At 67.5% G+C, this 22,160-nt stretch carries 28 protein-coding genes; 18 read left to right on the plus strand and 10 right to left on the minus strand.

Features of this window, described 5'->3' with window-relative positions:
* The 3 genes from AncyloWKF20_RS02140 to AncyloWKF20_RS02150 are packed head-to-tail and all read left to right on the plus strand — an operon-like array spanning position 1 to position 2,133.
* Entirely contained in the window at positions 1-849 is an 849-nt protein-coding gene (locus tag AncyloWKF20_RS02140; protein ID WP_279316327.1) for a substrate-binding domain-containing protein, read from the plus strand.
* Between the two features lie 42 nt (positions 850-891).
* The gene (locus tag AncyloWKF20_RS02145) at positions 892-1,500 is read left to right on the plus strand and encodes a PQQ-dependent catabolism-associated CXXCW motif protein (protein WP_279316328.1); all 609 of its coding nucleotides are present in this window, start codon (positions 892-894) and stop codon (positions 1,498-1,500) included.
* 45 nt (positions 1,501-1,545) lie between these two features.
* A complete protein-coding gene (locus AncyloWKF20_RS02150) occupies positions 1,546-2,133 on the plus strand; it encodes an HXXEE domain-containing protein (protein ID WP_279316329.1) in 588 nt (195 codons plus the stop codon).
* A gap of 12 nt (positions 2,134-2,145) precedes the next feature.
* Here AncyloWKF20_RS02150 and AncyloWKF20_RS02155 read toward each other — a convergent pair whose 3' ends face one another.
* The 6 genes from AncyloWKF20_RS02155 to AncyloWKF20_RS02180 all read right to left on the minus strand — a co-directional run bounded on the left by AncyloWKF20_RS02155 (position 2,146) and on the right by AncyloWKF20_RS02180 (position 7,304).
* Positions 2,146-2,796, minus strand: a complete 651-nt coding sequence (locus AncyloWKF20_RS02155; RefSeq protein WP_279316330.1) for a hypothetical protein — start codon at positions 2,794-2,796, stop codon at positions 2,146-2,148.
* A 47-nt stretch (positions 2,797-2,843) separates the two neighbouring features.
* On the minus strand, positions 2,844-3,686 hold the full coding sequence (locus AncyloWKF20_RS02160; RefSeq protein ID WP_267583056.1) for an ABC transporter permease: 843 nt from the start codon (positions 3,684-3,686) through the stop codon (positions 2,844-2,846).
* Positions 3,683-4,486 carry an ABC transporter ATP-binding protein gene (locus AncyloWKF20_RS02165; RefSeq protein WP_279316331.1) on the minus strand — a complete coding sequence of 268 codons (804 nt, stop codon included), beginning with the start codon at positions 4,484-4,486 and terminating at the stop codon, positions 3,683-3,685. Before AncyloWKF20_RS02165 ends, AncyloWKF20_RS02160 begins: the two co-directional genes overlap by 4 nt.
* Before the next feature lie 82 nt (positions 4,487-4,568).
* On the minus strand, positions 4,569-5,006 hold the full coding sequence (locus tag AncyloWKF20_RS02170; RefSeq protein ID WP_279316332.1) for a copper-binding protein: 438 nt from the start codon (positions 5,004-5,006) through the stop codon (positions 4,569-4,571).
* Positions 5,007-5,050: 44 nt separating this feature from the next.
* A complete protein-coding gene (locus AncyloWKF20_RS02175; RefSeq protein ID WP_279316333.1) occupies positions 5,051-6,031 on the minus strand; it encodes a YVTN family beta-propeller repeat protein in 981 nt (326 codons plus the stop codon).
* A gap of 37 nt (positions 6,032-6,068) precedes the next feature.
* Positions 6,069-7,304, minus strand: coding sequence for an ABC transporter substrate-binding protein (locus AncyloWKF20_RS02180; RefSeq protein WP_279316334.1), 1,236 nt, complete (start codon positions 7,302-7,304; stop codon positions 6,069-6,071).
* Positions 7,305-7,546: 242 nt separating this feature from the next.
* On the opposite strand from AncyloWKF20_RS02180, the gene AncyloWKF20_RS02185 reads away from it, so the two are divergent.
* From AncyloWKF20_RS02185 to AncyloWKF20_RS02200, 4 genes are read left to right on the plus strand one after another with little or no spacing between them, the layout of a single operon-like run.
* Positions 7,547-8,083 carry a DUF3280 domain-containing protein gene (locus tag AncyloWKF20_RS02185; RefSeq protein WP_279316335.1) on the plus strand — a complete coding sequence of 179 codons (537 nt, stop codon included), beginning with the start codon at positions 7,547-7,549 and terminating at the stop codon, positions 8,081-8,083.
* Positions 8,080-9,087 (plus strand): ABC transporter substrate-binding protein, encoded by a 1,008-nt coding sequence (locus tag AncyloWKF20_RS02190; protein WP_279316336.1) that lies wholly within the window; start codon positions 8,080-8,082, stop codon positions 9,085-9,087. Before AncyloWKF20_RS02185 ends, AncyloWKF20_RS02190 begins: the two co-directional genes overlap by 4 nt.
* Before the next feature lie 6 nt (positions 9,088-9,093).
* Positions 9,094-9,843, plus strand: coding sequence for an ABC transporter permease (locus AncyloWKF20_RS02195; RefSeq protein ID WP_279316337.1), 750 nt, complete (start codon positions 9,094-9,096; stop codon positions 9,841-9,843).
* A complete protein-coding gene (locus tag AncyloWKF20_RS02200) occupies positions 9,831-10,577 on the plus strand; it encodes an ABC transporter ATP-binding protein (protein WP_279317853.1) in 747 nt (248 codons plus the stop codon). Before AncyloWKF20_RS02195 ends, AncyloWKF20_RS02200 begins: the two co-directional genes overlap by 13 nt.
* A 336-nt stretch (positions 10,578-10,913) precedes the next feature.
* On the opposite strand, the gene fae is transcribed toward AncyloWKF20_RS02200, so the two are convergent.
* The gene (fae, locus tag AncyloWKF20_RS02205; protein ID WP_279316338.1) at positions 10,914-11,420 is read right to left on the minus strand and encodes a formaldehyde-activating enzyme; all 507 of its coding nucleotides are present in this window, start codon (positions 11,418-11,420) and stop codon (positions 10,914-10,916) included.
* 296 nt (positions 11,421-11,716) lie between these two features.
* The gene (locus AncyloWKF20_RS02210; protein ID WP_279316339.1) at positions 11,717-11,893 is read right to left on the minus strand and encodes a hypothetical protein; all 177 of its coding nucleotides are present in this window, start codon (positions 11,891-11,893) and stop codon (positions 11,717-11,719) included.
* Between AncyloWKF20_RS02210 and AncyloWKF20_RS02215 the strand changes: the two genes are divergently transcribed.
* The 10 genes from AncyloWKF20_RS02215 (at position 11,892) to AncyloWKF20_RS02260 (ending at position 19,222) form a co-directional block, all read left to right on the plus strand.
* Positions 11,892-12,101 (plus strand): hypothetical protein, encoded by a 210-nt coding sequence (locus AncyloWKF20_RS02215; protein ID WP_279316340.1) that lies wholly within the window; start codon positions 11,892-11,894, stop codon positions 12,099-12,101. The two genes, AncyloWKF20_RS02210 and AncyloWKF20_RS02215, sit on opposite strands and share 2 nt — an antisense overlap.
* Before the next feature lie 228 nt (positions 12,102-12,329).
* Positions 12,330-13,910: a HAMP domain-containing sensor histidine kinase gene (locus tag AncyloWKF20_RS02220; protein WP_279316341.1), complete on the plus strand. Its 1,581-nt coding sequence runs from the start codon at positions 12,330-12,332 to the stop codon at positions 13,908-13,910.
* Positions 13,907-14,596 carry a response regulator transcription factor gene (locus tag AncyloWKF20_RS02225; protein ID WP_279316342.1) on the plus strand — a complete coding sequence of 230 codons (690 nt, stop codon included), beginning with the start codon at positions 13,907-13,909 and terminating at the stop codon, positions 14,594-14,596. Before AncyloWKF20_RS02220 ends, AncyloWKF20_RS02225 begins: the two co-directional genes overlap by 4 nt.
* A 181-nt stretch (positions 14,597-14,777) precedes the next feature.
* Entirely contained in the window at positions 14,778-14,855 is a 78-nt protein-coding gene (gene pqqA, locus AncyloWKF20_RS02230) for a pyrroloquinoline quinone precursor peptide PqqA (protein WP_279317854.1), read from the plus strand.
* 56 nt (positions 14,856-14,911) lie between these two features.
* Entirely contained in the window at positions 14,912-15,829 is a 918-nt protein-coding gene (gene pqqB, locus AncyloWKF20_RS02235) for a pyrroloquinoline quinone biosynthesis protein PqqB (protein WP_279317855.1), read from the plus strand.
* Positions 15,826-16,560, plus strand: a complete 735-nt coding sequence (pqqC, locus tag AncyloWKF20_RS02240; protein ID WP_279316343.1) for a pyrroloquinoline-quinone synthase PqqC — start codon at positions 15,826-15,828, stop codon at positions 16,558-16,560. The genes pqqB and pqqC overlap by 4 nt, the downstream gene beginning before the upstream one ends.
* Positions 16,560-16,871 carry a pyrroloquinoline quinone biosynthesis peptide chaperone PqqD gene (pqqD, locus tag AncyloWKF20_RS02245; protein WP_279316344.1) on the plus strand — a complete coding sequence of 104 codons (312 nt, stop codon included), beginning with the start codon at positions 16,560-16,562 and terminating at the stop codon, positions 16,869-16,871. Before pqqC ends, pqqD begins: the two co-directional genes overlap by 1 nt.
* A complete protein-coding gene (pqqE, locus tag AncyloWKF20_RS02250; RefSeq protein WP_279316345.1) occupies positions 16,868-18,043 on the plus strand; it encodes a pyrroloquinoline quinone biosynthesis protein PqqE in 1,176 nt (391 codons plus the stop codon). The genes pqqD and pqqE overlap by 4 nt, the downstream gene beginning before the upstream one ends.
* A 22-nt stretch (positions 18,044-18,065) precedes the next feature.
* Positions 18,066-18,746, plus strand: a complete 681-nt coding sequence (locus AncyloWKF20_RS02255; RefSeq protein WP_279316346.1) for a hypothetical protein — start codon at positions 18,066-18,068, stop codon at positions 18,744-18,746.
* 137 nt (positions 18,747-18,883) lie between these two features.
* Complete coding sequence (locus AncyloWKF20_RS02260) at positions 18,884-19,222, plus strand: hypothetical protein (protein ID WP_279317856.1); 339 nt, start codon at positions 18,884-18,886, stop codon at positions 19,220-19,222.
* 175 nt (positions 19,223-19,397) lie between these two features.
* Here the strand turns inward: AncyloWKF20_RS02260 and AncyloWKF20_RS02265 are convergent, their stop codons facing one another.
* Positions 19,398-20,273, minus strand: coding sequence for a quinoprotein dehydrogenase-associated SoxYZ-like carrier (locus AncyloWKF20_RS02265; RefSeq protein WP_279316347.1), 876 nt, complete (start codon positions 20,271-20,273; stop codon positions 19,398-19,400).
* 260 nt (positions 20,274-20,533) lie between these two features.
* On the opposite strand from AncyloWKF20_RS02265, the gene AncyloWKF20_RS02270 reads away from it, so the two are divergent.
* On the plus strand, positions 20,534-20,875 hold the full coding sequence (locus tag AncyloWKF20_RS02270) for a hypothetical protein (RefSeq protein WP_279316348.1): 342 nt from the start codon (positions 20,534-20,536) through the stop codon (positions 20,873-20,875).
* A gap of 51 nt (positions 20,876-20,926) precedes the next feature.
* Here the strand turns inward: AncyloWKF20_RS02270 and AncyloWKF20_RS02275 are convergent, their stop codons facing one another.
* Positions 20,927-22,153 carry an alpha/beta hydrolase gene (locus AncyloWKF20_RS02275; protein WP_279317857.1) on the minus strand — a complete coding sequence of 409 codons (1,227 nt, stop codon included), beginning with the start codon at positions 22,151-22,153 and terminating at the stop codon, positions 20,927-20,929.
* Positions 22,154-22,160 lie beyond the last annotated feature (7 nt).

A 22,160-nucleotide genomic window follows, 5' to 3' on the forward strand; every position in this document is an offset into this window, starting at 1 on the left:
ATGGCCGCTGGCCTGAGGCGCACGTCCGGCGCGTGCGCGCTGGCCCTCGCCGCGCTATGCGCGCTCGCTCTGCAGGGCGCGCAGGCGCAAGTCTCCGATCTCGTCGACCGCTCGACGCTTCGGGTCTGCGCCGATCCCGCCAACATGCCCTTCACCAATGAGGCGGGCGCCGGCTTCGAGAACAAGGTGGCGGAACTGCTGGCCGACAAGCTCGGTCTCACCCTCGACTATACCTGGTTCCCGCAGGCGACCGGCTTCTACCGCATGACGCTCGGCGCCAAGCGCTGCGACATCGTGATGGGCTATGTCGCTGGCGGGGATCCGGTGCTCAACACCAATCCCTATTACCGCTCCGCCTGGGTGCTCATCACCCCCAAGGGGAGCGACCTTGCCGATGTGACGACGCTGGAGGACCCGCGCCTCAAGGGCCGGCATATCGGCGTGGTGGCGGGCTCGCCGCCCGGCGACCTGATGGCCCGCAACGGCCTGATGGGCATGGCCCGTCCCTATGCGCTGATGGTCGACCGGCGTTTCGAGAGTCCGGCCGAGGCCATGATCGCCGACATCAATGATGGCGCGATTGATGCCGGAATCCTCTGGGGCCCGATCGGCGGCTATTACGCCAAGAAGTCGGAGAAGCCGCTCGCGGTGATTCCGCTGGTGAAGGAGAAGGGCGATCCCGCGCTCGTCTACCGCATCACCTTCGGTATCCGCCCGGGCGAACTGAACTGGAAGCACCAGCTCAACCAGTTCATCGCCGCCGAGCAGGGCGCCATCGACAAGATCCTGCTGGATTACGGCGTTCCCTTGCTGGACGCACAGAACCGGCCGGTGCAACCCGCACCGTGACCAAAACGGCGGGGGCGCCGGGCGGGATGAAATGAGGACGTCATGTTCAAACGCCAGAACCGGCCCCGCCCCGAACCTCCGCTGAGCCGCCTTGCCTGGCTCGGCATGGCGGGCCTTGCCCTCGTCCTGCTCGCGCTCTCTCCGGTGTCGAGCCAGGAGAGCTCCCCGGCCGCCGCCGTGCCGGAGCCGGATGGCTACCGCATGGAGGCCTACCGTGCCCCGACGCCCGCGACGCTCGCGGGCGCCCGCGTCATCGACACCGCCGCCGCCGCGCAACTCTGGCGGGACAAGGCCGCGACCTTCGTCGATGTCATGCCGCGTGACGTGAAGCCGGCCAATCTGCCGGCGGGCACGGTGTGGCGCGACAAGCCGCGCGAGCATCTGCCCGGTAGCGCCTGGCTGCCCAATGTCGGCTATGGCGCCCTGAGCCCGGAGATGGACACCTATTTCCGCCGCGGCCTCGACGCCCTGAGCGCGGGCAAGCTCGACGCAACGCTGGTGTTCTACTGCATGACCGATTGCTGGATGAGCTGGAACGCCGCCCGCCGCGCGCTCGCCTACGGATATACCGGCGTGGTCTGGTATCCTGCCGGCGCCGATGGCTGGGCCAAGGCCGGCCTTCCGCTGGAAAAGGCCACGCCGATGGAATGAGCGCGCCCGCTGCGCCCGTCCCACCGGTCGGGCAGGGGGGAGAACATGCCGCGTCTCACAGGTTTCACGTCCTGGCTTGCCGCCCGCTGGGTGGTCGCCGCGGCCTTCATGGCCGGCGCGCTTCTGGCCCTGGTGCCGGTTCTGCATGCGGCCTTCGCGCTGCCGCTGCTGCTGATCTTCCTGCACAGCCCCGGCTACATGATCCATCAGGTGGAGGAGCACACGGGCGACCGGTTCCGGCGCTTCGCCAACAGCATCGTGTTCGGCGGGCGCGAAGGGCTCACCGTGCTCAACGTGCTCGTCATCAATGTCGGCGCGGTCTGGGGCCTCAACCTTGCCGCGCTCTACGCCGCTGCCTTCGTCGGGCCGGGCTACGGCCTGATCGCGCCCTATGCCATGCTGGTCAATGCGCTCACCCACCTCGGCGCCGCCGCGCGGCTGAAGCGCTACAATCCCGGTCTCGTCACCTCGCTCGTGCTGTTCCTGCCGCTCTCGCTGGTCACCCTCACGGTGATCGGCCGCGACCCCGGCACGACCCTGGCCCAGCATGGCTGGGGCCTTGCCGGCGCGCTGATCCTTCACGCCCTCATCATCGCCAGCGTCGCGCTGCGCCTGCGGCGGCTGCCAGGATAAGCCGACCGCGCCTCAATCCATCGCGTTCTGGATCGAGCGGGCGAGGGAGAAGGCGCGCTGTTCGAGGATCACCGGGCTTTCGCAGACGGCGGTGACGGCCTGGGCGCGGGTGTCGTAGATGCGGGTGTCCCACAGCACCTGCTTCTCCAGCTCGACCGTCTTGGCCTTGTCGTCGTCGGTGACGGCGGCCTTCTTCGCCTTGGCGAGGGCGAGGCTCTCTTCCTTGATGCGCTGCGACAGGTCGATCTGATGCTTGGCGTAGCGTTCAATACCGGTGAGGATGCGGCTGCGCAGGCCGTTGATCTGGTCGAACACCCCCGCGAAGAGCAGCGTGAGGCGCAGGTTCTTGTCCGGTCCGGCGGTCTTGGCGAAGTCCTCGATCAGCGTGTCCGCCTGCTCGAGCGGCGTGCGGCGCGCGGCGAGCACAGGGACAAGCTCGGAAACCTTGGCGTCGGCGCGCCAGTCGAGCCCGTCGACCGGCGGGCCGGCCCACATCTGCGCCGCGGCGAGACTGGCAACGCGCGGCTGGATGCAGGGCCACAGGCCGGTGGGGGAGGCGGCCAGCGCCGGAGCGGCACACAGCCCGCCCATGAGGGCGGCGGCCACGGCGAGGCAGCGCGCCAGCGGCCGCGTTCGGGCGAAGCGTGGGGTGGTGATCGGCATCGTGGTTCCTCCGGGCTTCTCGTTATCGGCCGCGTCTTGAGCGCGGCTCATTTGGCGTCGTCGGGCCCGCCGCGGCGGGCCATGACGCCGGCGGAAGGATCATAAGCGAGGATCGAGGCGGCGAGGAACACAACCGCGCAACCGGCGACAACCAGCGCCGCCAGTGGGGCGAACTGGCCGTAGAGCGCGAAGCGGATCAGCTCCACCGCATAGGTGAAGGGGTTGAGCGTGCAGATCCACCACAGCACGAGGCTGCTCTCCTGCACCCGCCAAAGCGGGTAGAGCGCGGAGGAGGCGAAGAACATCGGGAAGATCACGAAGTTCATCACGCTGGCGAAGTTCTCCATCTGCCGGAAGACCGAGGACATCAGCAGCCCCATGGCGCCGAGCATCAGACCGGACAGCAGCAGCGCCGGAATCACCGCGACATAGCCGATGGGCGGCAGCTCGACTTCCCAAAACCAGGCGACCAGCAGGAAGGCATAGACCTGCAGCAGCGACACGCAGATGCCCGCGACCAGCTTGGACACCAGCAGGAACCAGCGCGGATAGGGGCTCACCAGCAGGATGCGCATCGCGCCGACCTCGCGGTCATAGACCATGGAGAGCGAGGATTGCAGGCCGTTGAACAGCTGGATCATCGCGACCAGCCCCGGCGTCACATAGACCTCGTAGAGCACATAGGTCTCATAGGGCGGGATGATCGAGACGCCGAGCACCGAGCGGAAGCCGGCGGCGAAGATGAACAGCCACACCAGCGGACGCACCAGCGCCGATAGGAAGCGGCCGCGCTGGTTGAGGAAGCGCAGCCCCTCGCGCCAGCAGATGCCGGCCATGCAGACGAGGTAGCCGGCCAGCGGCAGGCGGAAGCGGGGCGGGGCGTCGCTCATGCCGGCCCTCCCGGCCCGTCGCCCACCAGCTTGAGGAAGGCGTCGGAAATGTCGGACGTACCGGTTTGCGCCAGCACGTCGTCATGGGCGCCCTCGGCGCGGATACGGCCGCGATGCAGCACGACGATGCGGTCGGTGGCGGCGATTTCCTCGATGATGTGGGTCGCCCAGAGCACGCCGATGCCCTCCTGAGCAACCAGCGCGCGGACCTGCGCCACCAGCGCGGCGCGCGAGGCGATGTCGAGGCCGACGGTCGGCTCGTCGAGCAGCAGCAGGCTCGGACGGTGCATCAGCGCGCGGGCGATTTCGACGCGGCGCATCTGCCCGCCCGAGAGGCGGCGCACCTTGTCGCCGGCGCGCTCAGCGAGGCCGGCCTGGTCGAGCACTTCCAGCGCGCGGCGCCGCCCGGCGGCGAAGCCCATGCCGTGCAGCGTCGCGTGATAGACGAGGTTCTGCGCCACGGTGAGTTCAAGATCCAGCGTGCGCGCCTGGAACACCACGCCGAGCTTGCTCAGGGCCGCCGCCGGTGTGCGGCGCACATCATGGCCGAGCACGTCGATGCGGCCCGAGCGGTTGTCGTAGAGCCGGGTGATGAGGGAAAACAGCGTGGTCTTGCCCGCGCCATTCGGGCCGAGCAGGGCGGTGAAGCTGCCGGCGGGTACGGTGAGGCTCACATCGTCCAGCGCCTTGCGGGCGCCGAAGGTGTGGGTGACGTGATGAACGGCGAGGGCCGGCATGCGCGCAGCCGGCGAGGGTGGCAGCTCCGGCGTCGGCAGGGCGGAAGGGGGAGCGCCCGTCATGGCATCGTCCGGTCGGAAGAAGGAAATCCCCGGCCGGGGCCGGGGATGAGTTTTCACGAGGAGAGAGTAGCGCGGAGTCGCGTCATTTCACGATGAATTCGCCCTTCATGCCCCGCTCCTCCATGCCCTTGCAGTACCAGGCGAAGGTGCCGGGCTTGATCGGCACAAAGAACATCTCGGCCTCGCCCTCTTCCTCGAATTCGAGTTCGGTGAGGCCAATGGCCTTGATCTCCATGTCGCCGGCCTCGACCTTGCGCAGGAAGATGGACTGGAACAGGCCCGGCGCCTGCCAAGCGCATTCCTTCTTGCCGGTGGAGGAAATCTCCAGCTGGTAGGCCTTGCCGGTCTCCAGCTCATAGGTCTTTTGCGACACGCCATAGCCGGCGTCGCCGAGACCCAGCTTGAGGCCGGGTAGCTCGATCGGCTTGAGGGTCAGGTCGCCCTTGGCATAGGCGGCACCGGCGAGGGCCAGCGGGGCGGCGAGTGTGGCCGCGAGGGCGGCGGCGAGGGGCAGCTTCATGGGGAATCCTCCGAACCTGTTGCTATTGTTGAGTTGACGGCGCCCTACGGCACCACGACCACGCCCCAGGGCGCGCGGCCCGTCGTCACGGATTTGGTGACCTTCTCGGCGGCGACGTCGATGATCGAGACGTCGTTGGAATTGCCGTTGGTCGAGATCAGGAATTTCTGGTCCGGCGTGAAGCCGAGCTGCCAGACGCGCTGGCCGACGAGGAGATATTTTTCCACCTCAAGCGTCTTGGCGTTCACCACGGCGACGCGGTTAGCTGGGCCGAGGGCAATGAAGGCCTTGGCGCCGTCCTTGGTCAGGCGCACGCCGACCGGCTGTATGGCGTCATTGTTCACGCCGGGGATCTTGAAGGAGATCTTCTTGACGATTTTCCAGGTCGCCGGGTCGATCACCGACACCGTGCCACCGACCTCGGAGGACACCCAAAGCTGCTTGCCGTCCGCCGAGAACTCGGCGATGCGCGGGCGGGAGTCGACGAGGATGTTCTCGATGATCTCATTGGTCGCCGTGTCCACCACATGAGCCATGTTGGTGGTCTCGGAGGTGTTGACCATGTACTTGCCGTCGGGGCTGATGCCCATACCTTCCGGCTCGACACCGACCGGGATCTCGGCGATCAGCTCGTTGTTCTCGACATTCACCACCGTGACCATGTTGTCGTCTTCGTTGGCGATGTAGAGCGGGTTGCCCGAGGGGTGGAGCACGAACAGCTCCGGGTCGGGGCCCGAGCGCAGCGTCTTAACCAGCTTCAGCGTCTGCGCGTCATAGACCTCGACGCGGTTGTCGTCGGAGGCGCACAGATAGATCAGCTTGCCGTCCGGGCTCGCCGTGATGCCGCGCGGGCGGCGGCCGGTCTTCACCGTCTCGATCACCTTGAGCGTCTTCATGTCGAGGACGGTCATGGTGTGGTCGCGCTCATTGGAAATGAAGGCGCGCTCGGCGAGAGCCGGGACGGCATCGGCCATCAGGATTCCCGCGAGCGCAAGGCCGGCGGAAAGCATCAGGTGGCGTTTCATCGGTTCCTCCAGGCGGTTCTTGTTCTAAATCGTTGATCTAGTTGAATTTGCAGGTGCTCTCGGGGCGGTCGAAGCCGAGCGTGTCGAGCGGCGAGGACTGGTGCAGGAAGCCCGCTTGCGGCGACAGGGTCACCGTGTTGGTGGCGTGGGTCAGCAGGATGGGCTGGCGCAGCTGGTGGTCCCAGTCGCGAAAGCTCGCCGCCACGCCCTTGAACACCGGCAGGTCGTAATCGGGCGACAGCAGTTGCGCGCGCACCTTGTCCGGGTCGCTGGAGCGCGTCTTCAAGCTCGCTGAGCCGATGGAGAAGACGCCTTCCCACATCTGGAAATCCAGCGGCTGCATCAGGCGGTTGGACAGCTTGAAGAAGCGGCTCTGCAGCTGCGAGGCGCCCCAGTTCTCCATGGTCGGGTGCCAGGAGAGCGGCATCAGCCCCTGCGTCCCGGCGACCGGGCGCGACAGCCAGGTGTTGTAGGGCAGGATGTCGCCGAACTCGCCGAGTTCATCGGCGACGATCAGCATGTCGTACTCGCCGACCTGCGTGCCGCGCGGCACTTCCGATTGCGCGGTGGCGCGGGCATCCGGCCCATAATCCCAGGTCTTCTCGGCAACGATCTTGCCGCCGAACTTCTTGGCGGAGCGGCGCATGGCCTCGGCATAGAGCCGGTCGCCCTCGGTGCGCCCGGTCATCAGGAACCAGTTGCGCCACTGCTTGGTGATGAGGAACTGCGCCAGCGCATCCGTCAGCATCGCCCGGCTGGGGGCAATGTGGAACACATTGGCCCGGCAGTCCTGCTGGCGCAGGCGGTCATCGGTCGCGCCGACATTGATGAGGAGAGCCTTGCTGTCCTTCAGCGCGTCGGCGATGCGCAAGAGCTGGTCGGCGGGCACGTCGAGCAGCAGGAAATTATTGCCGTCCGCCACCAGCTTCTGCGCGGCGGGGAGGGGATCGCCATCGGTCGGCACGATCTCGGTTGTCAGCTTGTAGTCGAGCTTGAGGAAGCGCCCGCTAGTCAGGTTGTCCTTGATGCCAAGCTCGGCTCCGGCAATGCCGAGATTGTCCGGCGGCATCTGCAGCGGAGCGATCCACGGCGGCGGCACGGGAAGCTGGCGGATCACCCCGATGCGGAAGGTCTGCTCGGGCGCGATCGCCGCGGCAGGCTTTGCCGCCAGCGGCGGGCTGGCGGACGGGGCGGCATTCTGGGCGGCAGCCGGCAGCACGGCGTAGCCGAAGATGACAAGCGCCGTGGCGGCGGCGCGGGCCCTCGGGTTCATTGGCGTTTCCATCCCACGGCGTGATGTTCTCGGAACTTTTCTATGCCGTCGGGTAAAAGTCTAAGCAGATGCGAATAAGTATTCAACATATTAGATTATATAAGAATATAATAAGAATTGAGTATCTTCTTCGTGATGCAACTATACATGATGTATTAAAATCGGGAACTTTTTCCCGGATGGTTGCGGGGAAGTTTCCAGAGAGTATGATCCCGGCAAAACCGCCACCGGGAGGCGACAGGATGAACGTTCGTGGACGGGCCGGGATGCACCGGCTGGCGCTGGCCGGATTGATGATGCTGGGCCTCGTCGGCGTCAGCGAGGCCGCCACCCGCGTGGCGGTGTTCGATTTCGAGCTGCTCGACACCAGCGGGGAGTTCGACCCGCGTGGGCCGAAGCCCGAGGAGGTGCGGCGCCTCGCGCTGATCACCGCCGATGTGCGCGAGCGCCTCGCCAAGGCCGGCTATGAGGTGGTCGATCTCACGCCCCAGCAGGCGGCGCTCACCGAGGCGGCGCCGCTGCGCAACTGCAATGGCTGCGAACTGCCGATCGCCCGCACGCTCGGCGCCGACATCGAAGTGATCGGCCTCGTGCAGAAGGTCTCCAACCTCATCCTCAACATCAACTTCCAGGTGCGCGATGTCGCGACCGGCGCCGTGCTGCGCGCCGGCAGCGCCGACATTCGCAACAACACGGATGAGTCCTGGGGCCGGGGAATCTCGTATCTGGTGCGCAACCGCCTGCTCGACCCGCCGATGACCGGAAAGGCCGCTCCATGATTCCCCCTGCCGGCGTCTCCCGCCGGACGCTGCTCGCCGCCGCCACGCTTTCGATCGGGCTCGCCCCGCTCGCCACCCCCACCCTCGCGCAGGCGCCCCTGCCGAAGCTGCGGGTCGGCACGCTCAAATTCGGCACGCTCAATTGGCTGCTGGACACGGTCCGCGCCGAAAAGCTCGACACGCGCGAGGGCTTCGCGCTGGAGAGCGTCGATTTCGCCGGTGGCCAGGCGACAACGGTCGCGCTGCAGGCGGGGGATATTGATCTCATCGTCAGCGACTGGCTGTGGGCCATGCGCCGGCTGAATGATGGCGAGGCGATGCGCTTCGCGCCGTTCTCCACCGCGCTCGGCGCGCTGATGGTGGCGCCGGACGGGCCGGTGAAGACGCTGGCCGATCTCAAGGGCCGCAAGCTCGGCGTCGCTGGCGGGGCGGTGGACAAGAGCTGGCTGCTGCTGCGCGCCTATGCCAAGGCCAAGCTCGGCCGTGACCTCATCGACATCTGCGAGCCGGTCTATGGCGCGCCGCCTCTGGTCAGCGAGCAGCTCGCGCTCGGCCGGGTCGATGCGGTGCTCACCTTCTGGCCCTATGCCGCCCGGCTCGACGCGCGCGGCTTCCGGCGGATGCTCGACATGAAGGAGGTCGTCACCGGCCTCGGCATCGACCCGGCGCCGCCGCTGGTCGGCTATGTCTGGCGCACCGCCGTGATGGGCGAGAAGGGCGCGGCCATTGCCGCCTTCCTGCGCGCGGCAGCGGCGGCCAACAAGGTGCTCGCGACCTCGGACGACGCCTGGACCCGCATCCGCCCGATCATGCAGGCGGCTGATGATGCCGAGTTCAGCTGGCTGCGCGACTATTACCGCGCCGGCATTCCCGGCAGCTTCGGCGAGGCCGAGCGTGCCTCGTGCGAGAAGTTGTTCGGCGTGCTCGCCCAACTCGGCGGGGCCGAGCTTGTCGGGCAGAATCCGCGCTTCGAGCGCGCGCTCTTCGCGCCGATCGGGGAGTAGACACGCGTGTCCACCGTGTCGCGTCTCGGCATGACGGTGGCGTCGCTCGCGACACTCCTGCTTGTCTGGTACGGCGCGGCGCTCTGGGCGTCGTCGCCGCTGCTGCCGGGCCCCGCCGCCGTGCTGGCGGCGCTGGAGCGGACGGCGGAGACCGGCGCGCTCCAGCGCAACATCGCCATCACGCTGGCGCGGGTGGCCGCCGCCTTCCTCATCGCCATGGCGTTCGGCTCGGCCATCGGCATCGCGCTCGGCCGCTCGCCGCGGCTGAACGAATTATTTGGGCCGTGGATCATCGTGCTGCTGAACCTGCCGGCGCTGGTGATCATCATCCTCTGCTATGTCTGGTTCGGGCTCACCGAGGCGGCGGCGATCACCGCCGTGTCGATCAACAAGATCCCCAATGTCGCCGTGACCATGCGCGAGGGCGCCGCCGCCCTGTCGCGCGATCTCGACGAGATGGCGCGCGTTTATCGCCTCTCGCGCTGGCGCACGCTGCGCCACGTCACCCTGCCGCAGCTCGTGCCCTTCTTCACCGCCAGCGCCCGCTCGGGCCTCGCGCTTACCTGGAAGATCGTGCTGGTGGTGGAACTGCTCGGCCGTTCCAACGGTGTCGGCTTCGAGTTGCAGACGGCGTTCCAGATGTTCGATGTCGCGACCGTGCTCGCCTATGCGCTCGCGTTCACGGCCGTTGTGCAACTCATCGAGATGGGGCTGCTCCAGCCATGGGAGCGCTGGGCGAATGGGTGGCGGCGATGAGCGCGATCGTCATCGACATCGGGCAGAAGCGCTTCCCCGCACAAGGCGGTGCGCCGGCGCGGGAGATCTTCCGCGATTTCCGGCTGGAGGTGGGCGCGGGCGAGTTCCTCGTGCTGCTCGGTCCCTCGGGGCTCGGCAAGACCACGCTGCTCAACATCGTCGCCGGTCTCGATGATGACTATCGTGGCGCGGTGGGCTTTGCCGGCGCGGCGCCGCGCATCGCCTATGCCTTCCAGAGCCCGCGCCTATTGCCATGGCGCACGGTGCTCGAGAACGTCACCCTGCCGCTCGGTCGCGAGGGCACGGGGAGGGCGCGCGCCATGCTGGAGGAGGTCGGCATCACTGATCTCGCGGGCGCCTATCCCGACCGGCTCTCGCTCGGCCAGCAGCGCCGTGTGGCGCTGGCGCGCGCCTTCGCGGTCGAGCCTGACGTGCTTCTCATGGACGAGCCCTTCGTCTCGCTCGACCAGGCGGGAGCGGAGAAGTTGCGCGAATTGCTGCGCCGGCTGCTGGCCCGGAGGCCCGCGACGGTGCTGTTCGTCACCCATGACCCGCGGGAGGCGGCGGCGCTGGCGAGCCGCATCGTGGTGCTGGCCGGCAACCCGGTGACGCTGGCGCGCGACGTGAAGGTCGATTTGTCGCCGCGCGAGCGCGCCTCGCCGGTGCTGGCCGACGCCTTCCTCGCCCGCACCGGCATCATTGCGCGTCCCGAACCGGTGACGCCGCGCAGCTAGGTGCCGACGCGCCGGAAAAACCGTTGCGCGTGAAGTGAAGAAGCCCGCGGCGTGAGCTTCGGGCCAAATTCTTGCGCGTAAAGTGACAAAGCCGGAGTGTGAGCTCCGGGCCAAATCCTTGCGCGTAAAGTGAAAAAGCCCGGAGCGTGAGCTCCGGGCTTTGGGGGAAGTCGGCGTTTCGATGAAGGCGGGGTGTCCCGCCTTCACCTCAGCGCAAGTGACGCCAGCGAACCGCCGTCACTTGTCGAGAAAGATCGCCGCCAACCGCTGGAGCAGGCCCTTCGGATGTTGTGGGGCCGCGGGCGGTGGTGTTGTCTGCCCAGGGTTGCTTCCGATCTAAGCGGCGAAGGGGTGCTTGGCGGTGCCGGCCTGCGCCAGCACTTCCTTGACCGTCGGCGAGCCGTCAACGGCGCGCTTGATCGCCTGCTTGGTGGCTTCGTAGTTGAACTGCTGGATCTTGGCGTCGTCCGCCGCTTCCCAGTGGATGAACACGCCGACCGAAATGTACAGGTCGTCGGCCTCTTCTTCCGGGATCACGCCTTCGGCGACGCTATCCACGACCGCCTTGGCAACGCCGTACTGCGCCGGGCCGAACATCTGGACGGCCTGACGGGCGTCCTTGATGGTGACCTTGTTGAACAGGATGGTGTTGGGCTTGGCGAGAAGGTTCGGCGTTACCACCGCGAGCAGCGAGGTGAAGCCGTCCTTGTTGTTGGTCAGCGCGTTGAGGAACGCGCTCTCGGCGGCGCTGCCGCGCGGCCCGATGATGAGGTCGATATGGGCGACTTCATTGCCGTCACCGACCAGCGACTCGCCGATCAGCACCTTATTGATCTTGGCCATCTACTTCCTCCCAGACAGGGTTTCATGAATGAGGGGCGGGTGTCCCCTCCATCAATGTCCCGGCTATCTTTGTTGCAGCGTTTGGGTCACCAAACCGGTTGGCCCGATAGCACGACCAGACACGTTACGGGGCAGAGACTAGGCTTGCTTCGCCTTGGTCCGCAAGGGCTTCTTCCGCCTATTCGACGCGCTCCGATGCCTTTCCCGAGGGGCGCGACGAATGGCGCAGGCCGGCACCGGATAATGCGGAACTTCGCGGCATGCCGAAGCCGTGGGCATGCGCCGCCGCGTCAAGCTCAATCTTTTGGCGAGCGCGCGCTGAACTCATCCATCAGTTGCCGCGTACAAGCATGGCAAGCTAAACTGGCCTGACAATTGCTGCGTTGCAGCAGGGCCGGAAGCGTGATCGAGAACATTCCGGACAGAAAGGAAGCGCCCGGGATCCGTGTCTCACGCCAGAGGACCTGCTGCATGGAACTGATCCTGTCTATCTGCCTGATCGCCAGCCCCGGCACCTGCCGGGAAGAGGCGCTGTCGGTGAGCATGGAAGCCACCGGCATGCCGACCCAGTGCCTGATGAGCGCGATGCCCACCATTGCCGAGTGGAGTGGCACCCACCCGAAGTGGAAGGTGCTGAAGTGGCGCTGTGCGCCCCCCGGTTCCGCCGGTCGCGATATCTGACCGGCTGTGACATCTGACGCAACCCCCACCCGCCGAGGCGCCGCCCCGGCTCGTGATCCCACTCCCTAGAAAAAGCCGCCGCGCTCTGCTGCGTCGCAGCGTGCGCCGGCGTTGCGTCCGTGGAATCATTCCCTTGCGGCGTGTGGCCGCGTCGGCCAGCGCTTAAACGCGGGCGGGGCATCGGGAAGAGGCATGGGGCGGGTTCTGTTATCGTCGTTGCGCACGCGCATGGCGCTGCTGCTTGCGGTTGCCGTGCTGGTCACGGCGGCGTCCGCCCTGCTGCTGGTCGCTGCGCTCGGCACCGCCAACACTCAGCTCGACCGTCTGGTCTCGGCGCAGAATCGCCTGGAGCTGCTCTCCTCCATTTCCGGCCGCATCGGTGATTACGCGCTGATCTCGCTGCAGGCGGCGCAGCAGCCCGGCCCGCGCGGCGAGGAAGCGCTGCAGACGTCACGCACGGCCACCTTCGCCGCCTTCCAGCGCTTCGAGGCCGCGCTGGCCGACGATGTCATGCGCTATGGCGACGAGGAGCAGCGCACGCTGATGGCGGCGCGCAGCCGCACCGTTGCCCGCCTCCACGCCCAGTTCGAGGTGATGGACCGACAGATCACCGCCGCGCTTGCCGGCCCGGACGCCCCGATGGCCGTGCGCGTGGCGCTCGATGTGTTCGCCGCCGGTTTCGGCGCGCCGCTGAGCCAGGCGATGGAAGAGGAGCGCACCGACGCCCGCGCCGCCCAGCTCGCGGTGCAGGAGCTGCGCGAGCGGGCCATACGCTGGGGCCTCGCCGGCGTGGTGTTCGCCTTCGTCGTCGCCATCGTGGCCTATCACACGGTCGGCTCCTCGCTGGTCCAGCGCGTCGCCGATGTCGCCACCGCCGCCGCGGCGATCGCCCAGGGCCGCTCCGATACCCGCCTCACCGTCACCGGCCATGACGAGCTGAGCCTCGCCATGGCGCGCTTCAACCGCATGGCGGCGCATCTCGCCCGCCGCGAGGGGCGGCTGATTTCCGATCAGCGCCGGTTGCAGGAGATCGTCGATGCCCGCACCGCCGAGCTGCGCGCCGCCAATGCCCGGCTGGAGAATATCGACCTCGCGCGCCGGCGCTTCTTCACTGATGTGAGCCATGAGCTGCGCACGCCGCTCACCGTCATTCTCGGCGAGGCGGAGGTGACGCTGCGTGGCGGGCGGCCGAGCGAGGAGGATCTGCGCGCCGCGCTTCTGGTCATCCAGAACCGCGCCCGCCGTCTTCACCGCCGGGTGGAGGATCTGCTGCGCATCGCCCGCTCGGAAAGCGGGCAGATCGAGCTGGAGCGACGGCCCTTCCTCGTCGCTGATCTGCTCGAGGATGTGCGCGAGAGCATGCTGCCCGTCGCCCGCGCCGCCGGCCTGCCGCTGGAGGTCACCTGCGAGGGCGACGACCTCGTTCTGGAGGCGGACCGTGAATGGCTGCGCCAGACGCTTGACGGGCTTGTCGCCAACGCTGTCCGCCATTCCACGCCCGGCCAGCTCGTGCGGCTTGAGGCGGCGCGGGAGGGCGAGGACATGGTGATCCGCGTGCGTGACCACGGCACCGGCATTCCTGCCCATGAGTTGCCGCATGTGTTCGAGCGGTTCTGGCGCGGGGCGGGGGAGGGGCGCGAGGGCACCGGCTTCGGCATCGGCCTCGCTTTGGCGAAATGGATCGTGGATCGGCATGGTGGCCGGATCGACATCGACAGCAGCACCGGAGAAGATGGGCCGAGCGGCACTTGCGTGGTCGTGCGCCTGCCCGCCCGGGTGCCCGACATCAATCTGGAGGCGGCGCAATGACCATTCTCATCGTCGAAGACGATCCCGATATCGGCTCGCTTCTGCGCCGCGGCTTCGCCTCGGAGAGCTATGCTGTGGAACTGGTGGGCGACGGCGAGCAGGCGCTGCGCGCGGCCAGCGGCAAGTCGCTGGAGGCGATCATTCTCGACGTGATGCTGCCGGGCCGCTCGGGCATCGATGTGTGCCGCGCGCTGCGCGCCGGCGGGCAGACCGCGCCCATCATCATGCTCTCCGCCCGCTCCAGCGTGAACGAGCGCACCGAGGGGCTTTTGGCGGGGGCCGATGACTACATCATCAAGCCCTTCGCCTTCGAGGAATTGCTGGCGCGGGTAAAGGTGCAGGCGCTGCGCCGCTCCAATGGCGAGGGTGAGCAGCGCGTGCTTACCGTGGGCGCGGTCACGCTCGATCTCGATACGCGACAGGCGCAGATCGGCGGGACGCGGGTTCGCCTCACCGAACGCGAGGTGGAACTGCTGGCGCTGCTGATGCGTCATGCCGGTGAGCCGCTTGCCCGTGCCGACATTTTCGCCGCGCTCTGGGCCGGCCATGGCGGGGCGTCGCTGAACGTGGTGGACGTCTATGTCGGCTATCTCCGGCACAAGCTGGCGGAGGCAACGCCGGAGGGCGGGCAGATGATCGTGACCGTGCGCGGGCGCGGCTTCATGTTCGAGTCGGCAACGGCGTGAGGCAAGGTTTCACTGTCAAAATGGTGGTATACTGTGTGCCTACACAGCTGCGTTACCGCTTGCTTGACGAAGATGAAAACAGTCACCAATATCAGTGCTGCGGGTATAATACCGCAAATCAACTTTGCTTCTTATGAACTTCTTAGGAAGTAAAGCGAAGCAAACTCTCGAGGAGGAAGAAATGGCCTGGACCACTCCGCGTATCGTCGAAGTCTGCGTCGGCATGGAAGTGAACGCCTATTTCCCGGCTGACTTCTGAGCCTGAGGCGCGGGCGGCGCGGAAACGGCAGTCACATGCTCACACCCGCGTCCCGCCTGCATCTCATTGTCCTCGGCTCGGCAGCCGGCGGGGGCTTTCCCCAATGGAACTGCCGATGTCCGGTTTGCACCCTCGCTTGGGATGGTGATCCCCGCGTCCGCCGACGGACACAGTCGTCCCTGGCGGTCAGTGCGGATGGCGAGCGGTGGGCATTGGTGAATTGCGCGCCAGAAATTCTGGCGCAGATTCAGGCTGTGCCGGCACTGCATCCGCGAGGAGGCCGCCGGCAATCGCCGGTGGCCTCCGTGCTTCTGACCAATGGCGACATCGACCATGTTGCCGGCCTGCTGAGCTTGCGCGAGGCCCAGCCCTTCACGCTCTTCGCCACGCCCGCCATCCATCAGGTGCTGCGCGCCAGCAGCGCCTTCGATGTTCTGGCCCCCGATGTCGTCTCCCGCCGCGATGTCGAATTGGGGGCCTCGTTCGAGCTGGTCGAGGGCGTCACCGCTACCATCTTCCCGGTCCCGGGGAAGATTGCGCTGTATCTCGAACAGCGCGAGGCGGCGGAGAAGGGCACCCTTGCGACGGATGTGATGGGTGAGCAGACCATCGGCGTCGAGATCGCCGCCGGGGGACGCCGCGCGCTCTACATTCCCGGCTGCGCCACCATGACCAACGCCCTGCGCGACCGGATCGCCGGCGCCGATGCCGTGTTTTTCGACGGCACGCTGTGGCGCGATGATGAGATGGTCGAGGCGGGCGTCGGCACGAAGACCGGCAAGCGCATGGGTCACATGAGCATGTCGGGCGACGAGGGCTCGATGGCCGCGCTGGCCGGGCTGGATATCGGCCGGCGCATCTATGTCCACATCAACAACACAAACCCGGTGCTGATCGACGGCTCTCCCGAGCGTGTCGCGGCCAACCGGGCAGGCTGGGAAATTGCCCAGGACGGGATGGAGATACGCCTATGACCACCCTCATGTCGCCCGAGGAGCTTGAGGCGCGGCTGCGCGACGTCGGCAAGCGGCGCTACCACAATCTGCACCCCTTCCACCGGCTGCTGCATGACGGCAAGCTGAGCTTCGGGCAGGTGCAGGCCTGGGCGCTGAACCGCTATTACTACCAGGCGATGATCCCGGTGAAGGATTCCTCGATCCTCGCCCGCATGGAGGAGCCGGAGCTGCGTCGCGCCTGGCGCCAGCGCATCATCGACCATGACGGCAATCACGAGGGCGAGGGCGGCATCGCCCGTTGGCTGAAGCTCACCGATGGCGTGGGCCTTGATCGCGATTATGTCACCTCGCTGCGCGGCCTCCTGCCGGCCACCCGCTTCGCGGTCGAGGCCTATGTGCATTTCGTCCGCGAGAAGACCCTGCTCGAGGCCATCGCCTCCTCGCTCACGGAGATGTTCTCGCCCGGCATCATCGGCGAGCGTGTCGCGGGGATGCTGAAGAATTATGATTTCGTCTCCAAGGAGACGCTGGCCTATTTCGACAAGCGCCTGACCGAGGCGCCGCGTGATGCCGATTTCGCGCTCGACTATGTGAAGCGCCATGCGCGCACGCCCGAGCAGCAGGAAGCCGCCATCCGCGCCCTCGAATTCAAGTGCGACGTGCTCTGGGTGCAGCTCGACGCGCTGTACTTCGCCTATGTCGAGCCGAAAATGGCCTATCCCGGCGCCTTCGTGCCCAAGGAGACGTGATGACCGCCACCTTCGCCGCGACCGATGTGCCCAAGCTCGCGCGCGGCGTGCGCCTGCGTCATGACGAGGCGCGCGGCCAGTGGGTGTTGCTCGCGCCCGAGCGCGTGCTGACCCCGGACCCGGTCGCGGTGGAGATCCTCAAAAAGGTCGATGGCGCCCGCTCCATCGACGGCATCGTCGATGAACTCGCCGAAGCCTTCGCGGTGGACCGCGCGCGCATCGCCACCGATGTCGATGGCTTCCTCGCCGGCCTCGCCGAAAAGGGCATGGTCGAGGTCCGCCCGGCCGTTATCGGGGATGCCGCGTCATGAACGTCATCACCGATCTCGTCGACAAGGCGAAGGAACTCGTGGCCGAGGCGACACCCGCCCCGGTCGCCCGCCCGGCACCGCCCATCCCGTATGGCATGCTGGCCGAGCTCACCCATCGCTGCCCGCTGCAATGCCCCTATTGCTCGAACCCGGTCGAGCTCGACCGTCGCAATGTCGAGCTGGACACCGAGACCTGGCTGCGCGTCTTCTCGGAAGCCGCCAAGCTCGGCGTGCTTCAGGTGCATCTGTCCGGCGGCGAGCCCACCGCCCGGCGCGATCTCGAACAGATGATCCGCCACTGCGTCGAGGTCGGGCTCTACACCAACCTCATCACCGCGGGCGTCGGTGTCACGCCCGAGCGTCTGCAGGCTATTTCCGATGCCGGCATCGACCATGTGCAGCTCTCCTTCCAGGGCGCTACGGCGGAGGTGACCGACAAGGTGTCGAACTTCCGCGGCGCGCATGAGCGCAAGCTCGCCGTGGCGCGCGAGGTGCGCCGGCTCGGCCTGCCGCTTACCGTGAATTCGGTGGTGCACCGCGCCAATATCCACCAGATCCCGGACTTCATCGAGCTGGCGCTGGCGCTCGACGCCAAGCGCATCGAGATCGCCCATTCGCAATATTATGGCTGGGCGCTGCGCAACCGTGGCGCGTTGATGCCGACGCGCGATCAGGTGTTCTGGGCGCTCGATGTGGTGGAAGAGGCGCGCGTGCGGCTCAAGGGCCGGCTCACCATCGATGCGGTGGTGCCGGACTATTACGCCAAATACCCCAAGCCCTGCATGAATGGCTGGGGCCGTCAGTCGCTCAACGTCACGCCCTCGGGCCGAGTTCTGCCCTGCCACGCCGCCGAGACCATTCCGAACCTCGATTTCTGGAATGTGCGCGAGCATTCGCTGAGCGATGTGTGGGTGAACTCGCCGGCCTTCAACGCCTTTCGCGGCACCGACTGGATGCCGGAGCTGTGTCAGAGCTGCGAGCGCAAGGAGTTCGATTGGGGCGGCTGCCGCTGTCAGGCCATGGCCATTGCCGGCGACGCCGCCGCGACCGATCCCGCCTGCCACAAATCGCCGCTGCACGCTCACCTGCTGGCGCTGGCCGAGACCGACGCCGCCACGGGCGCGGCCGAGTATGATTACCGGCGCTACATGACGCCGGATCGCAATAACTAGAAAAACCACGGGAGTAACGCCGATGCGGCGCCTTGCCTTCATCCTTGCCGCCGCGCTGCTTGCCAGCCCGACCCTGACGAGCCCCGCCAGCGCCGTGCCCACCGGCAATCAGGTGTTCTTCGAGGCGCCCTATCTGATGCGCGTCGCGCCGGGCACCACGCTGAATTATGTCTACAAGCACGTCACGACGAAAGCGGACCTCGGCGAGAGCTTCGAGGAAACCCTCGACATGGAGGTGACCGCGCCGTCGGATGACGCCAGCAAGCGCATCGCCAGCGTCGAGATCCATCGCGGCGCCCGCGAGAGCGAGGCCGGCCCGTTCCCCACCATGAACGGCAACCCGATCTCGCTGGTGCTGCTGGAACGCGACGTGAAGGAGATGGCGCAGCTTAGCAAGGGCAGCCCGTTCTACCTGCGCAACCGCCTGCGCGACCATCTCGGCACCGGGACGGTGGAGCCGGCGAGCTTCACCTTTGACGGCAAGACGGTCGAGGGCTGGAAGCTCATCATGACCCCCTTCGTGGAAGACCCGAACAAGGACAAGCTGCTGGAGCTGGCCAATCGCCGCTACGAGTTCCTGTTCTCCGACGCCGTGCCGGGCGGGCTCTATTCGATCCGCGTCGTCACCCCGGCCAAGGAGGGCGGCGGCAATATCATCGAGACCAGCCTGACGCTGACGGGCGCCACCCCGCCCGCCAAGTGACGCCCATAATGAGCCGCGCCAATCGCGGCCGGGAGGAAACCATGCGCATCATCGCCGCCACCCTTCTCAGCCTCGCCCTCGGCATGAGCGCCGCCGCCGCGCAGAGCGCGAGCCCGGCCGATCCCGCGGCCGCCAGCATGGCGCCGACGCCGGCCGGCGTGAGCAAGCCGGCGCCCGCCGCGCCCACCACCGGCCTCGTCAACGACTACCCCACCGTGGCGCGCGCGGACTACGTCTTCGCCTGCATGGCGGCGAACGGGCAGAGCCGGCAGGCGCTGGAGAAGTGCTCCTGCTCCATCGACACCATCGCCACCATCCTGCCCTACGACAAATATGTGGAGGCCGAGACCATCCTCAGCGTCGGCCAGGTCGCCGGCCAGCAAGCCGAGGTGTTCCGCTCCACCGGCATGTTCCGCGACATGGTGGCGGACCTGCGCCGCGCGCAGGCTGAGGCGGAAGTCACCTGCTTCTATTGAGGGACCGGCACGGGACGACACCGCGACGCCAGCCGATGGCGCGTCGTCTCCCGCGCCGTCATTTTCCGCACGCCGTCATGGCCGGGCTTGTCCCGGCCATGCGCGTCTTGGGGGCCGTCACGCGAGGGGTGCCCCCGGTCGACGTGGGGGAGGGGCGCGGAAGCGCCCGCCTTGCTCAGCCTGCCGGCTTCAGCGCGCCCTCGAAGCTGCGGCCATCCGTGTCGGCGGCGCGCACGTCGATCTCCTGCCCGGTCGGCTCGTAAGAGAACTGGATCGCCGGATCCTCGCTCAGCGAGATGCCGCCGACCATGGAGAAGACGAGTTCGTCCCCCTGCTTCACCTCGATATTGTCGACGAACTTGGCGGGGATGTAGAGCCGAGTCACCTGGTCCATCTGCAGGCCGGAATAGTTCGGGTGGCGGATCATCAGTTGCAGGCGGGAGAGCCGGTTGGCTTGCGTCGCGTCGCCTGACGACACGCCCGCATTGCCGTCCTCGACCACGCGCAGCTTCATCTGGCCGATGTTCTTCAGCGCCTGTTCCTCGTCCTTCAGCGCCGGTGCCGAGCAGCCGCCGGACGCTTTCACATAGCGCGCGCCCATATGCAGCGAGCCGTCGGAGAGCTCGGCGACGGCGCGAATATAGCTGTAGGAGTTCACCCGCAGCCTGGTGCCGAGCGTCACATCATGCCGCGCGCCTCCGAAGCTGAAGGTGGCGGCGACCGGCGCGGGGTTCTCGTCGACGATGAGGGTGAGCTTCTTCACCGTGCGCGTGTCACCGGCCGGCAGCATCACCTCGGCCTCGATCGGCACCATCGCCGCGTCCTCGGCACGGACAGGCGCGGTGAGCCGCACCAGCGGGCTCGCCTCGGCAATGGGTTGCTCGCCGAACACATCGGGTTTGAGCGCCTTCCACGTCGCGTCCGCGCCCGGCTCTTGCGCCAGGGCAGTGGTTGCCGTGAGCAGCGACAGGGCGGCGATGGCCGCGAGGCGCGGCAAATGACGGGGCAGGGCGAGCGGCGAAAGACGCGGCAAAGCGTGCGGCGTGGGCATGGCGATCCTCCCGGATGCCCGCTGGATCGTTTCCCGTCCGGCGGTGCGGGAAGATCATACGCGTTTCCGGCGTGGAATGGCAGCACATTGGCGCGAGCGGGAAGGCGGGGGCGGTAACACAATCGGGGAGACGGGGCGGGCGAAGCCGATTATGACGGCAGCGATGCGACAGCCTTTCCGATGCCGTCTCGGCCGGCCTGTTGCTGTCGGTCCTGTCACCAGCCGGCCGGCGCGTCCCGGCCCCCGCGAAGGATGACCTGATGATTTCGCGCCGTTCGCTCCTGCGGGGCTTGCTCGCCACCGCCCTGACCGCACCGCTCGGCCTCGCCCTGATGCCCGAGGCCGACGCCCAGCCCATGCCCCCGCCCGGCGCCACGCCGCCCGGCCCGCCGCCGCCGCCGCGCCGCGAGCCGCGCCCGGCGCCGCGCCGCGGCTATGTCTGGGTGCCCGGCCACTGGACGTGGTCGACGCGTCGGCGCTGGGTCTGGGTGCCCGGCCATTGGGACGAGGCGCGGCGCGGTTTCAACTTTGTCGGCCCGCGCTGGGTGCTGCGTCGCGGTCGCTGGGTGTACGAGCCCGGCCGCTGGGTCCGCGCCTGGTAAAGTCCTGAAGCGGCAGCCTTCAGTCAACGCAGATAGAGCGCGACACCGGCGTCAGTCGGCGCCGGGGTCGCTCACCGTCTCCTGCACGGAGCGGCCGAGCTCCTGCACCTGCGCGCCATAATTCTGGCGCGTCGTCGGGTCGATGACGGCGATCGGCGCGCTGACCGCGAGGCCGGCGGCGGCGCCGATGGTCTCGCCCACGCCCATGGCGGCGACGCCGATGCGCTCGCCGAGGCTGACATTGGAATCGGTCACCGTCTGCCCGTTCACCAGCCGCTGGCCGATCATCTGCACCACCTCCGGCGAGGAGGCGAAGCGGCCATGGTTGAGCGCGTCGCCCGAGCGCATGGCGGTGAGGTCGATCACCACGATGCCGGATTTCTCCAGCTCGCGGTAACGCTCCTGCGCGTTGATGAGGCCGAGCCGGTCGATGCCGCCGGCGATGGTGCTGGAGACCCTGAGCGCGCGGTCGTCGCGCGAGACGAACAGGGTGAACCGGGCCTTGGGCCGCTCCAGCGCCCGCCATTGCGTGGCGAACACGTCCACATCGACATCGGGCGAGGCGAGGATGACGTTGCTGATCTTGGGCGGCAGCGTGCCGCGCCGGATCGCCATCTGCCGCAGCCCTTCCATGGCCAGCCAGGCGCCCATGGAATGGGCCATGATAGTCACGTCCTTCACGCGCGGATCGCGGGCGACCTGCCAGACGGTCTCCTCGAAGGCATCGCGCGAGAAGATCGTGCTCTCGCGGTCGAACAGATAGTCGAACACCCGCGCCCGCGACGGCCAGGTGAACAGCACGGGGGCGACATCCGAGCCGGAATCATGGGTGATCTGGGCGAAGCGGTAGACCGCGTCCTCGAAGCGATTGTTGAAGCCGTGAACGAAGATCAAGACGCGCCCGCTTGGCGGCAAATGCTTGTCGAGCCACGTCTTCGCCGCGCTCACCCCGTCGAGCGGGGCGACATTCAGCGTGGCGAAATCCGTCGCCGGGTTGGCCGGCAGGCGGCGCGGCCACTGCACCTGCCCGATGGTGCGTCGCTCATCGGGCGGGATCGATACGGTGAAGGCGGTGAGCGCCACCTTCTCGCCGCGCTCGCCCGTGAACAGGATACCGGGATCGGTCGAGGGCGCGCGCGTGGTCGCCACCAGCATCTCGACGCGGGTGGTGTCGGGCGCGGTGTCAGCGATGGGGCTGAGCACGCCGACCGGGCGGCTGGCGCAGGCCCCGAGGATCAGGGCGAGCGCGACCGCCACCCCGAGGAGCGGCGCACGCAGCGGTCGA

It is taken from the genome of Ancylobacter sp. WKF20 (assembly GCF_029760895.1).
Classification (GTDB): domain Bacteria; phylum Pseudomonadota; class Alphaproteobacteria; order Rhizobiales; family Xanthobacteraceae; genus Ancylobacter.

What these genes read in the sequence shown, in the direction of transcription:
- AncyloWKF20_RS02150 (WP_279316329.1), top strand. Translation starts at nt 1,546, where the DNA reads ATGCCGCGTCTCACAGGTTTCACGTCCTGGCTTGCCGCCCGCTGGGTG.
- AncyloWKF20_RS02215 (WP_279316340.1), top strand. Translation starts at nt 11,892, where the DNA reads ATGGAACTGATCCTGTCTATCTGCCTGATCGCCAGCCCCGGCACCTGC.
- AncyloWKF20_RS02255 (WP_279316346.1), top strand. Translation starts at nt 18,066, where the DNA reads ATGCGGCGCCTTGCCTTCATCCTTGCCGCCGCGCTGCTTGCCAGCCCG.
- pqqC (WP_279316343.1), top strand. Translation starts at nt 15,826, where the DNA reads ATGACCACCCTCATGTCGCCCGAGGAGCTTGAGGCGCGGCTGCGCGAC.
- AncyloWKF20_RS02210 (WP_279316339.1), bottom strand. Translation starts at nt 11,893, where the DNA reads ATGCAGCAGGTCCTCTGGCGTGAGACACGGATCCCGGGCGCTTCCTTT.
- pqqE (WP_279316345.1), top strand. Translation starts at nt 16,868, where the DNA reads ATGAACGTCATCACCGATCTCGTCGACAAGGCGAAGGAACTCGTGGCC.
- AncyloWKF20_RS02265 (WP_279316347.1), bottom strand. Translation starts at nt 20,273, where the DNA reads ATGCCCACGCCGCACGCTTTGCCGCGTCTTTCGCCGCTCGCCCTGCCC.
- AncyloWKF20_RS02170 (WP_279316332.1), bottom strand. Translation starts at nt 5,006, where the DNA reads ATGAAGCTGCCCCTCGCCGCCGCCCTCGCGGCCACACTCGCCGCCCCG.
- AncyloWKF20_RS02145 (WP_279316328.1), top strand. Translation starts at nt 892, where the DNA reads ATGTTCAAACGCCAGAACCGGCCCCGCCCCGAACCTCCGCTGAGCCGC.
- AncyloWKF20_RS02140 (WP_279316327.1), top strand. Translation starts at nt 1, where the DNA reads ATGGCCGCTGGCCTGAGGCGCACGTCCGGCGCGTGCGCGCTGGCCCTC.
- AncyloWKF20_RS02260 (WP_279317856.1), top strand. Translation starts at nt 18,884, where the DNA reads ATGGCGCCGACGCCGGCCGGCGTGAGCAAGCCGGCGCCCGCCGCGCCC.
- AncyloWKF20_RS02155 (WP_279316330.1), bottom strand. Translation starts at nt 2,796, where the DNA reads ATGCCGATCACCACCCCACGCTTCGCCCGAACGCGGCCGCTGGCGCGC.
- AncyloWKF20_RS02225 (WP_279316342.1), top strand. Translation starts at nt 13,907, where the DNA reads ATGACCATTCTCATCGTCGAAGACGATCCCGATATCGGCTCGCTTCTG.
- AncyloWKF20_RS02180 (WP_279316334.1), bottom strand. Translation starts at nt 7,304, where the DNA reads ATGAACCCGAGGGCCCGCGCCGCCGCCACGGCGCTTGTCATCTTCGGC.
- AncyloWKF20_RS02165 (WP_279316331.1), bottom strand. Translation starts at nt 4,486, where the DNA reads ATGACGGGCGCTCCCCCTTCCGCCCTGCCGACGCCGGAGCTGCCACCC.
- AncyloWKF20_RS02220 (WP_279316341.1), top strand. Translation starts at nt 12,330, where the DNA reads ATGGCGCTGCTGCTTGCGGTTGCCGTGCTGGTCACGGCGGCGTCCGCC.
- AncyloWKF20_RS02185 (WP_279316335.1), top strand. Translation starts at nt 7,547, where the DNA reads ATGAACGTTCGTGGACGGGCCGGGATGCACCGGCTGGCGCTGGCCGGA.
- pqqD (WP_279316344.1), top strand. Translation starts at nt 16,560, where the DNA reads ATGACCGCCACCTTCGCCGCGACCGATGTGCCCAAGCTCGCGCGCGGC.
- pqqA (WP_279317854.1), top strand. Translation starts at nt 14,778, where the DNA reads ATGGCCTGGACCACTCCGCGTATCGTCGAAGTCTGCGTCGGCATGGAA.
- fae (WP_279316338.1), bottom strand. Translation starts at nt 11,420, where the DNA reads ATGGCCAAGATCAATAAGGTGCTGATCGGCGAGTCGCTGGTCGGTGAC.
- AncyloWKF20_RS02190 (WP_279316336.1), top strand. Translation starts at nt 8,080, where the DNA reads ATGATTCCCCCTGCCGGCGTCTCCCGCCGGACGCTGCTCGCCGCCGCC.
- AncyloWKF20_RS02270 (WP_279316348.1), top strand. Translation starts at nt 20,534, where the DNA reads ATGATTTCGCGCCGTTCGCTCCTGCGGGGCTTGCTCGCCACCGCCCTG.
- AncyloWKF20_RS02160 (WP_267583056.1), bottom strand. Translation starts at nt 3,686, where the DNA reads ATGAGCGACGCCCCGCCCCGCTTCCGCCTGCCGCTGGCCGGCTACCTC.
- AncyloWKF20_RS02175 (WP_279316333.1), bottom strand. Translation starts at nt 6,031, where the DNA reads ATGAAACGCCACCTGATGCTTTCCGCCGGCCTTGCGCTCGCGGGAATC.